At 66.5% G+C, this 8,986-nt stretch carries 11 protein-coding genes; 4 read left to right on the top strand and 7 right to left on the bottom strand.

The window, feature by feature from the left end; translation table 11 throughout:
* Positions 1-190 precede the first annotated feature (190 nt).
* From M2271_RS38495 to M2271_RS38485, 3 genes are read left to right on the top strand one after another with little or no spacing between them, the layout of a single operon-like run.
* Positions 191-781: a glycerol-3-phosphate acyltransferase gene (locus tag M2271_RS38495; RefSeq protein ID WP_280892104.1), complete on the top strand. Its 591-nt coding sequence runs from the start codon at positions 191-193 to the stop codon at positions 779-781.
* On the top strand, positions 778-1,839 hold the full coding sequence (locus M2271_RS38490; protein ID WP_280892103.1) for a polyprenyl synthetase family protein: 1,062 nt from the start codon (positions 778-780) through the stop codon (positions 1,837-1,839). The genes M2271_RS38495 and M2271_RS38490 overlap by 4 nt, the downstream gene beginning before the upstream one ends.
* Positions 1,832-2,482: a glycerol-3-phosphate acyltransferase gene (locus tag M2271_RS38485; RefSeq protein ID WP_280892102.1), complete on the top strand. Its 651-nt coding sequence runs from the start codon at positions 1,832-1,834 to the stop codon at positions 2,480-2,482. The genes M2271_RS38490 and M2271_RS38485 overlap by 8 nt, the downstream gene beginning before the upstream one ends.
* A gap of 81 nt (positions 2,483-2,563) precedes the next feature.
* Here M2271_RS38485 and M2271_RS38480 read toward each other — a convergent pair whose 3' ends face one another.
* Positions 2,564-2,755: a hypothetical protein gene (locus M2271_RS38480; RefSeq protein WP_280892101.1), complete on the bottom strand. Its 192-nt coding sequence runs from the start codon at positions 2,753-2,755 to the stop codon at positions 2,564-2,566.
* A 683-nt stretch (positions 2,756-3,438) separates the two neighbouring features.
* Here M2271_RS38480 and M2271_RS38475 point away from each other — a divergent pair.
* Complete coding sequence (locus tag M2271_RS38475; RefSeq protein WP_280892100.1) at positions 3,439-3,564, top strand: hypothetical protein; 126 nt, start codon at positions 3,439-3,441, stop codon at positions 3,562-3,564.
* A 281-nt stretch (positions 3,565-3,845) separates the two neighbouring features.
* Here M2271_RS38475 and M2271_RS38470 read toward each other — a convergent pair whose 3' ends face one another.
* The 6 genes from M2271_RS38470 to M2271_RS38445 form a co-directional block, all read right to left on the bottom strand.
* On the bottom strand, positions 3,846-4,220 hold the full coding sequence (locus M2271_RS38470) for a hypothetical protein (RefSeq protein ID WP_280892099.1): 375 nt from the start codon (positions 4,218-4,220) through the stop codon (positions 3,846-3,848).
* A gap of 66 nt (positions 4,221-4,286) precedes the next feature.
* Positions 4,287-4,859: a transcriptional regulator gene (locus M2271_RS38465; RefSeq protein ID WP_280892098.1), complete on the bottom strand. Its 573-nt coding sequence runs from the start codon at positions 4,857-4,859 to the stop codon at positions 4,287-4,289.
* 99 nt (positions 4,860-4,958) lie between these two features.
* The gene (locus M2271_RS38460; RefSeq protein ID WP_280892097.1) at positions 4,959-6,500 is read right to left on the bottom strand and encodes a helix-turn-helix transcriptional regulator; all 1,542 of its coding nucleotides are present in this window, start codon (positions 6,498-6,500) and stop codon (positions 4,959-4,961) included.
* A complete protein-coding gene (locus tag M2271_RS38455) occupies positions 6,500-6,808 on the bottom strand; it encodes a helix-turn-helix transcriptional regulator (protein WP_280892096.1) in 309 nt (102 codons plus the stop codon). Before M2271_RS38455 ends, M2271_RS38460 begins: the two co-directional genes overlap by 1 nt.
* 37 nt (positions 6,809-6,845) lie before the next feature.
* Entirely contained in the window at positions 6,846-7,655 is an 810-nt protein-coding gene (locus tag M2271_RS38450) for an IS5 family transposase (protein ID WP_280892095.1), read from the bottom strand.
* Between the two features lie 214 nt (positions 7,656-7,869).
* On the bottom strand, positions 7,870-8,655 hold the full coding sequence (locus M2271_RS38445; RefSeq protein ID WP_280892094.1) for a helix-turn-helix transcriptional regulator: 786 nt from the start codon (positions 8,653-8,655) through the stop codon (positions 7,870-7,872).
* Positions 8,656-8,986: the final 331 nt, after the last annotated feature.

Raw genomic sequence — 8,986 nt, 5'->3', positions numbered from 1 at the left:
ACGGCCGCCTTACCGCCGGACGGGTATAGGCCAGTCGGACCAACCAAAAACCACTAGGCCAAAGGGCCTAAAAACACCTAAATCATGATAGACCCCCCGGGCCTGCTGTCCCTTGCCTTCCTGAAATGAGATTTGTGATGGAAATCGGATGAATGCAAGTCATATTGCACTCGTGACGTGCTATGTCGTCGTGAGCTACGTCGTCGGTTGCATCTCGACCGGCTACTACGTGACGAAGGAGCGCATCGGCCAGGACATCCGGGACTTCGGCAGCGGCAATGCGGGTGCGCAGAACGTGGGGAAGGTCCTCGGTTGGCAGTGGTTTGTGATCATCTTGCTGTTGGACATGCTGAAGGGTTGCGTAGTCGTCCTGGCCGGTGTCCGTCTGGAGGTAGGGGATGTCGTCGTCACCTTGGCGATCGTGGCCGTCGTCTCCGGACACATCTGGCCAGCGCAGATGGGGTTCAGAGGAGGGATGGGCATCGCGACGTCGCTCGGTGCCGTGTTGGCGTTTCATTGGCTCGTCATGGCCAGCATCGTGGGAATCTTTGCTGTGACCTACTTTCCGCAGGTATGGATGGGGCGAATCGTGGCGCGCAAGGCAGCCGCCAGGAGCGCGGTTGCTGCCATCAACCTCACCGCCTTGTCGATGGTGCTGCTGAAACAACCGTTGATGAGCTGGCTCTCACTGATCATCCTCGGCTGCGTCCACTACGCCGCGTACCGTTCACGGTTGGCCAGGGGCTGGCCGCGGCCGACCAGGGACGGGGCGGCCGCATGAATGCCGCTCTGCACGACCACTTCGCCGAACAGCTGCGCGGAATCGACGAACTCATGCGGGCCGGCTTCGAATTCTGGCCCTGGCCCCATCGAGACCGGATGCGCGCCTTGGTTGAACGGCAGCTGGCCCGAAAGGGGAAGCGACTTCGCTCATTGTTCGCGCTGATGTGCGGCGACCTCCTGGGCGGCACCCCGGAGAAAGTGCAGCCACTGGCCGCATCCGTCGAGCTGTATCACGCCGCGTCACTTGTAGTGGACGACGTCCAGGACAACGCCCACTTTCGCGACCGCGAACAGGCCGTACACGTCAGCGAGAACGTCAGCAACACAATCAACCTGGCGAGCATCGTACGGTCCTGTTCCCACTATCCCCTCCACGAGGACAGCCTCACCCTGGCTGAGAAGGACGGGGTACGCCGCCAACTGGACATGATGGCAACACTGGTGCCACTTGGGCAGAGCATGGACATCGGTTGGCATCAAGGCTGGTACGACTTCAGATCTGTACCCTACGAGGAACTGATCCGTCTGAAGACCGGTGCGCCCTTCGCCTGTGTCGCCGCCGGAGCTGCGGTGATCAGCGGCAAAGACAGCGGAACGCTCGCTGAGATGGAGCGACTCGGCTACCGCGTCGGTGTGCTCTATCAACTGGTCGACGATTACAACGACATGTTCCTGCAGGACCAAGCCACAGTGCCAAGCGACCTCGGACAAGGAAAGTTCACAAGGCCTGTCGCGATCCTGATTGAGTTGCTGTGCGCGAACAACCGAGAAGACCTTGCCGCACAGGTGGCGTCCCGACTGAGGAAGCTCGACCTTGGCGGACCACAGTGGATCCTGGAACTTATGTCGGCCCATTCCATCGCCGCTCTCCTGGAGGAGGAGATCCGGAACCGCGCAGCCGACATCGAACAGGACGTCGCAGCTCTGTCGTCCGGCGGCCGTGATGCGACCGACCGCATGACGGAGTTCGTCCGCTCCCTCACCGCGATGGTCGGCAAGCAGCCTCAAACAGGGCACGTCAAACACGGTCGGGCCTTGGGAGCCGTGGGTGGCTGACAGCGTCGTATTCGGGAGCACGACGCGAGTCGGGCCGCTCGGCGAGGGCCTGTGGCGGGCGGGGTGCTCCTTCCTCATCGGCGCACTGCCGTCCGCGCACCTCGTGGCGAAGTACACCTTAGGGGTCGACCTACGCGCTGCCCACCCGGAATCTGTGTCGGCGACCGGCACGTATCGTGCTGCAGGCTTGGCACCATTCCTGATCGTATCGGCGTTGGACGTTGCAAAGGGCTACGTCGCCACAAGGCTGGCCGGACGTAGCCGACGCTCGCTCGCCTTACACGCCGCACTCGTCGTCGCCGGACACAATTGGTCTCCTTTCCTCCGTGGAGCGGGTGGCCGCGGCATCACGCCCGCGACTGGTGCGCTGCTCTGCACCCATTGGAAGGGGGCCGTGGTGGTCCTCGGTGGTCCGGCTCTCGGTTACGTGTGTCGCGAGACCGGGCTGGGAGCCTTTGCCTCACAGTTCCTGCTGCTTTCCGTCGCTTCGCTCTCGCGGGAACGCCGCACTGCCCTGCCCTCGGTCGCCGCCGTCCTCGTGCCCATGTGGGCCAAGAGGATCCTCGGCAACGAACTGGAGATCCACCCGAACGTGCCCGTGGCTCGCTACGTGGAACGGCTGCTCTACGACAGGGACGACTGAAGAGGGGCGTTCCCGTAGACCTCCTGCGTTGGACTGTTGGGCAGGTCGGCTCAGCACGCAGAAATCATGCTCGCCGCCGAGCTATTCGACGTTGTCCCCGTAGGCGCGTGCAAGGCCGTCGGACCCCTCCCCCCAGTCCTGGCCGAGGGCCCGGAGCTTCCACACCGGGTGGCCGTCGGCTCTGTGCCGGTAGAGCTCGGCGATGACCATGGCCCGGATGGCGGGGTCGGCGGGAGGCATGAACGTCCAGGCGGCGCCGCTGGTGCAGTCCAAGGGCGCACCGACGCCACGGCAAGCCGGACGTACCAGCGACTGCGAGCCCTGGACGGCCAGCCCGTTTCGCCGCGGAGCCGGTCAGCGGCTACCCGGGGGAACAGCCGGTTCTGCTGCCCCAGGCATTCGATCTGGCAATCCGGGAGACGGGGCTGAGCGTACGAGAACTGGCCCAGGAACTCGCCTGGCCGCTGACGTACGTAAGGGAATTGCTGGGGATGCCGGACACCAGGCCGGTGCTAAAGCTGGTGTGAGACGCGTCGCCTGGGCCGCTGGGCACATCGTCCACGCGGCCCAGGGCTGCTCAACTGCCGCGATGCTGTGGCTCTGGCGACGTTATCTCTCTGGGAGTCCCGGACAGTCGGCCTCCACTCAAAGGCATCAACCGTTGCCTTTGAGTGGAGGCAGCGAAAAAAATTTGCCCACACGTTCATAGGTGGGCGCGGTGTACCGCGTGTGATTGTGAGCTCTCAGCGTCAAAGAAACTTCGATTGTGCGATGTATCTACACTTCACTGGGCACTTTATGCGGCCTAGGCCGCAACGCCCCTTGGAAAGCAAGGGTATTGTAGGCCCTGCCTCACGGATCCTTCCGAACTGAGCAGCGGGGGCTGCCGGTTCACAGACCCCCTGGGATCAGCACGCCTGGTGCCGGACCGGGAGGGGGAAAGTGAGGTGGTGCTGATGAGCGCCCCGTGGGACAAGCCCGACAGGGAGAAGTGGCCAGAGCCAGATAGGTGGCAGGTCTTCCTGGCTGTGGCAAGTCTGCTGGTGGCCATCATCGCGCTGGCGGTGCAGTTCACTCAGTGACGTCACTGAGTCCGCCTCACGACCGGCCGGTATCGGTCCGCGCCCCGCTGCGAAATGCAGCGAGCCCGGCCGCCTTTAACTCGGCCGGGCTCGTGAACTGCGTGGAGGGGCCTGGCCCGGATGCCGCCGGGTCGGGTCTCTCTGCGCCGCCTGGAGCTATCCCCAGCCGACAGAAAAACATTACCACCTTTGAACCGGATCCAGCGTGAAACCGCAGGTCAGAAGGTCGGTTACTCCACCTTGCGCATCCATAGATGCGTCCCCGATGGGGTGTCACACCCCTACAGCACCTTGACCAGGGCGTTCTCCTCCCAGCCGTCATCCTCCTCGAAATAGCCCTCCACGGCGGCGGATTTCTCGACCCATCCGCCCTGCTTGGTGATGACCTTGCGGTCGTTACCGGCGCGCTTGGAGCTGGTGGCCAGTCCGCGGCGCGGGGAGTGCCAGGTGGGGCGGAAGCCCAGCTCGGCCCACTTGCCCAGCCGGGTGATGGCGTCGCCCCTCGTCTCCGGGTCGAGCCCGCCGGGCATGACGGTGTGGCACCTGTTGTGCAGCGGCTTGTACGCGGAGTCGTCCGGGTCGGTCAGGTTCGCCTCTTCCTTCCAGGCCCGCCACGCGCGCGTAGGTGCAGTCCAGGGCCTGGAGCTCCGCCTCAACTACTCGCCCTGCAGACCGCCTTCACAGACATCTCGCGTGAGGGGTCGTGCCTGCGGAGGGCGCCATCATGCGGCGAAGCCGATGTTGGTCACGTACTCGTACTGGCCCCACTGGGAGCCGAGGTCGACGACCAGGTCGACCCAGGCGTCGTCGAGCTCCTGGTCGTCGCCGGCCGCCCAGGCGGCGACGATCCGGTCCCAGCGGCGGACATTGAGCGCGCGGAACTCAACCGGCCGCTGGCGCGGCCGCGAGACGTGGGACTGGTTGAGGGGGTGGATCTCCACGCGGGTGCCGCGGCCGTCGCGGTTGAGGCGGGCGGCCAGGTAGCGGGCGACGTTCTCGCGGCGCACGGTGCGGTAGACCCGCTCGATCGCCTCCAGGTTCTTCCTCGAGGGGGTGCGGGTCCCGGCCGTCCAGGCGCGCAGGGTGCGGTCGGTGACGGTCAGTCCGGCCGCCCGGGCAGCCGTGCGGGCGTGAGGAGTTCGGGTGAGGTAGTGCAGGCGCGCTTGCAGGCCTCGCCGGGCGGTGATGGGGGTCGCGATGTAGCCGGCGAGGGCGTCCAGCTGGCGGGCGACGGCTTCGTGGCCCTTGATGCCGCGGGCGCCGTATTTGCCGAACTCGATGTTCCGCTCAGGCATCGTCTCTTCCGGGTTCTCGGTCGGTGGATCACTGTACGGGCTGGTGAGGGCCAATCACCCGCCCCGGCGAGGGGAATGGCGCAGGGCGAGTGAGCGGCGCTAGGAGGTGCTGTCATGGGCTTCGGGGGCCGGGTTCTGGTCGGTGCCGACGGTGTAGACGTCCTTGACCTTCACTTCGGTGACACCGCGGCCTTCGGGGAACACCGCCCGCCAGTCACCGGTGAGGTGCAGTTCGTCGGTGCCCATCGCGCGGACGACCATCAGGCCCTCGTCGTAGGCCCGGTGCGCCTTCCACCACAGGTTCACGAAGGCCTGGGAGCGGATGAGGTGCATCCAGTCGGCGCGGTACAGCTCCCGGTTGTAGTTCGACTCCCCCATCGTGGAGACGAACTTGGAGTACATGGCCTTCACGTACTCCAGCGTCACTTCGTCGTCCTCGGCAATCGCCCGGTCGCGGGCGTCCTTGAGAGCGATGCGGAACTTCTCCAGCAGGCTCTCGGTGGCCCCCGAGGTCCACGACTCATGGATCTCCGGCGGCTCACACAGGCCGTACTTCGGGCCCGACAGGCGCAGCAGCAGGCGCAGGGTCGGCTCGGTCACCCACAGCGGGCCGGGCTCGTCCCGGTTGCCGAGCGGGTTGGGCAGCACCGCATCGTGCTCCCACACCGACGGGGTGATCAGGTGGACGCCGGCGCGGCGCCGGTCGTGGTGATCACCGGTGGAGTGCTCCAGCTGCCCGAGCGGCAGGTGCGTCTTGAGCGCGGACAGGTAGGCGCCGTTGATGTCGAGGGCCGTGACCTCGTGTACGCCGGCAGGCAGCTCTGGGCGGGTCCATTTGGGGCGGGCCTCCCAGATCTGGTCGGCGCCGCGGGCGGTCTGCTTGCGCAGGATGTCAGGCAGCCACGGGTGGGCGACGACGTCGTAGCGGCCGCCCTTGCGGGTGTGGTCCAGCAGCGCCATCGCGTCCGGGATCGCCCGCTTCACCAGCGCCGCGGTCACCGCCTCCACATCGCCAGCGTGCTCGGCGAGCGCGGCCGCGACCGCGGAGCCGATCAGGTCCGGGGTGTCGGAAGCCGCCTGCACCCGGCGGCCGACCGGCACCACCTTGACGCCGGAGGCCGCCCGGTTCTGCCGTGCGGCGGGCGCCGGCTGCCGCGACTCCTTCCGGGGCGCCGGCTCGTGCGGCTGCGCGGACCCGGCTGTGCCGCACTCGGCAGGGTCCAGGTGCTGCGGGAACCCTTCGACCTGGTGCCGGGCCGGCTGCCCACACAGCACACACGGCTGAGGCGCAGGCAGCACATCGCCGTCGGCGTCATCCGTAGCGACGGCCTCGTCCGTCTCCGCCGGGCCGTCGTCTCCCGGGCCGGGAGCTCCGGCGGATACTTCCGCGGCCGCGGAGGCGTCCAGCTTGGTGCGTGCTCCCTCGAGGAAGTACGCGTACTTCTCCCGCACCTCGCCGCTCGGCTCCCGGCCGGCTTCCCAGCCCCCGACCGTGGACGCGCCGACGCCCAACACCTGCGCGAGCTGAGCGCGCGAGACGTTCAGCCCCTCCCGCAGTCGGCGCCGCTCCTCGACGGGCGGCAGCGCCACCTCCTGCCTGGCGCCGGAGAGCAGTGCGTCGATCGCACCGAAGTCCGTCATCACACGCCTCCCTCGACGGCAGCAGGACGCTGAATGGCGGCTTGGCGGCCGGGGACGCGGCGGCGCGCGGCAGGCAGCGCCTCAGTGGCCCGAGTGGGGCCCGCCAGGAGTTCGAGGACGTCGATGCCATAGTGCGCGGCGACTGCCTCACAGTCGGTCAGACTCCAGGCCGCGGTACCGGACTGACGACGGCTCACCTGGGCCTGACTCACGCCAAGAGCGGCGGCGAGATCGGTCTGCGACTCGCCGGCCGCATGCAGGAGCGCTGCCACCGCCGACCGCACCCGCTCTTCCAGGCTCATACCCATAGAGCAGATTCTAGCACTCAAAACTCATTTTCTATACTCATATCGCATTATCGGTATCGTGGAGCCGACTCGATCGGAGAAAGCGGGCGTGCGCAGAGCCTCGCCGTAGCCGAGCACGTACCGATAGACATGAAACCGATCCAAGAGGCGCACATCCCCGAACCCGCACTGCTCTCCCTATCAGCCAGCTGAGCGTTCTTTCCACCACCCACCTGCGCGGCAGCACCACGAAGCCCGCGGTGTCGTCGGTGCGTCTGACGATCTCCAGGGTGAGGCGGAGGTTCTCGGCCGCCCAGTCGACCAGCCGCCCGGCATAGCCGCCGTCCGCCCACACCAGGCGGATGGAGAAGTACACCTTGCGCAGTTGCTCGAGCAGCGGGACAGCGGCGTCGCGGTCCTGCACGCTCGCCGCAGTCACGGCAACGGCCAGGACCAGGCCGAGGCAGTCCACCACCAGGTGCCGCTTGCGGCCGCCCACCTTCTTCCCGCCGTCCCACCCCGAGGTGGAGCGCGGGATGTTCGCCGCTGCCCGCACGGACTGCGAGTCCACGATCGCGGCCGTCGGGTCCGGCAAGCGGCCCTCCTTGTCCCGCACGCGGTCGCGCAGCCGGTCGTGGAACTCGGCGAGTAGACCCATCACCTGCCAGCGGCGGGCGAAGGCGTGGACGCGTCGATACGGTGGGAAGTCCACGGGCAGGTTGGCCCACTTGACCCCGTTGTCGGCCACATAGCGGACTGCGTCGATCATCACGCGGTGGCAGTAGCCCTCCGGCCGCCCGCCCCTCCCCTCCAGCCAGGCCGGAACCGGTAGTACGGCCCGGATGACCTGCCACTCTGCCTCCGTCATGTCGGAGCCATAGCACCGGGTGCGGTCCGGCCGGTCTGCCGCGTTGCCGAACCTGTGCGCGAGGCAGTCACACGACAGGGACGGCGAGTTGGACTCCACGCACGCAAGCGCGAAAGACTGCGGCAACAGGGCCTCCTGGTGATCGGTTTGGTTCGCACCCCCGAACTACCAAGAGGCCCTGCTGTCATGCGTCGGCTCTCCCGCGATCACCCGATCAGGAACCCTGTTCGACCAGGCCAGCCCCGTGATCGATAAGCGGATGGCGTCTTAGGTCAAACTTCTGGCGCTGATACGGAAGCTTTTCACCGTGCTCCCACCAGTCCAGTGCGCGCTGAGTTTCGGCAGCCATCTCCTCCGCATGCTGGGCATCGTGCTGCTGGAGTTGCAGTAGGGCACCGGTCTGAGCGACCAGGTCTTCCAGCTCGGCAACCCTCTTCAGTGCACTGTCTCGCTCCACCTCCAGCCGGCGTATCTGCTCATCGCGGTCTGCCACACCAGCTTGTCGAAGGCGGGCAATCTCCTCCTCGTCACGGCGTCGATGATCACGTTCGTCTTGCATCTCTGCCTGCAGCTCGGCAAGAGAACGGGCCGTTTCTGCCTGCTGTTCGTGGAGCTTCTCTTGCAGTCCCGCAATCTCGTACGCGCGGGCGGACAGCGGGCCCTTCGACCGAGCGGCGGCATACAGCAGGGCCCGGCTTCTCCTGCTTGTCTCGTCAGTCGAGTACTCGCCGTTCCGGCTGGCGAGTAGCTGATGAAGGCTGGTGAGAAGTTGCGGTTGTGGCAGATCCTCACCCGACAGGTAGCGCGACAGCCGGGTGGCATCCACACCGAGCGCCGTGGCCAGCTCCGAGGATGCAAGTCCGATGCGTTCGCGCAGGCTCCGCAGATGTTCAGCAAGGGATCTCTGCTCTTCTCCGAGATCGTCTCTGAGCGGTGACAACAGTGGCAGAGGCCTCCCTGGCACCGGCACGACGCTTTGTTTTGACTGCTCCTCGGTCACTGTTCCTTCCCCGTTGCGCGGCCCGCAAGATGCGCGAGACACCGCAAGTTGGTCTTGCTCTCTGCCGCAACGTACCTGCGGAGATGTGGAGTTGACGGGTAGCCGGACCGTCCGGCGGAGAGGAGCCCACGATGTCTACCGCACCCATCCCGCAGCACCATGAACTAAACGCACGTCCGCGTCAATCGGAGGGCCGCGAAGATCGCCATCGGCGGTACCGACGCCGAGCCAAGGTATTGCTGTGGCGTGCAGCGCTTGGTGCCGCATACACAATAGGCACGGGCGTGGTCACAGTCGCCACGCACTGGATCGCTACCTCGGTCTAGACCTA

The organism is Streptomyces sp. LBL, from assembly GCF_029893585.1.
Taxonomy (GTDB): domain Bacteria; phylum Actinomycetota; class Actinomycetes; order Streptomycetales; family Streptomycetaceae; genus Streptomyces.
The sequence above is the reverse complement of the archived record's forward strand: the minus strand, read 5'-3'. Positions and strand labels throughout refer to the sequence as shown.

What these genes read in the sequence shown, in the direction of transcription:
- M2271_RS38490 (WP_280892103.1), top strand. Translation starts at nt 778, where the DNA reads ATGAATGCCGCTCTGCACGACCACTTCGCCGAACAGCTGCGCGGAATC.
- M2271_RS38475 (WP_280892100.1), top strand. Translation starts at nt 3,439, where the DNA reads ATGAGCGCCCCGTGGGACAAGCCCGACAGGGAGAAGTGGCCAGAGCCA.
- M2271_RS38465 (WP_280892098.1), bottom strand. Translation starts at nt 4,859, where the DNA reads ATGCCTGAGCGGAACATCGAGTTCGGCAAATACGGCGCCCGCGGCATC.
- M2271_RS38460 (WP_280892097.1), bottom strand. Translation starts at nt 6,500, where the DNA reads ATGACGGACTTCGGTGCGATCGACGCACTGCTCTCCGGCGCCAGGCAG.
- M2271_RS38455 (WP_280892096.1), bottom strand. Translation starts at nt 6,808, where the DNA reads ATGGGTATGAGCCTGGAAGAGCGGGTGCGGTCGGCGGTGGCAGCGCTC.
- M2271_RS38450 (WP_280892095.1), bottom strand. Translation starts at nt 7,655, where the DNA reads ATGACGGAGGCAGAGTGGCAGGTCATCCGGGCCGTACTACCGGTTCCG.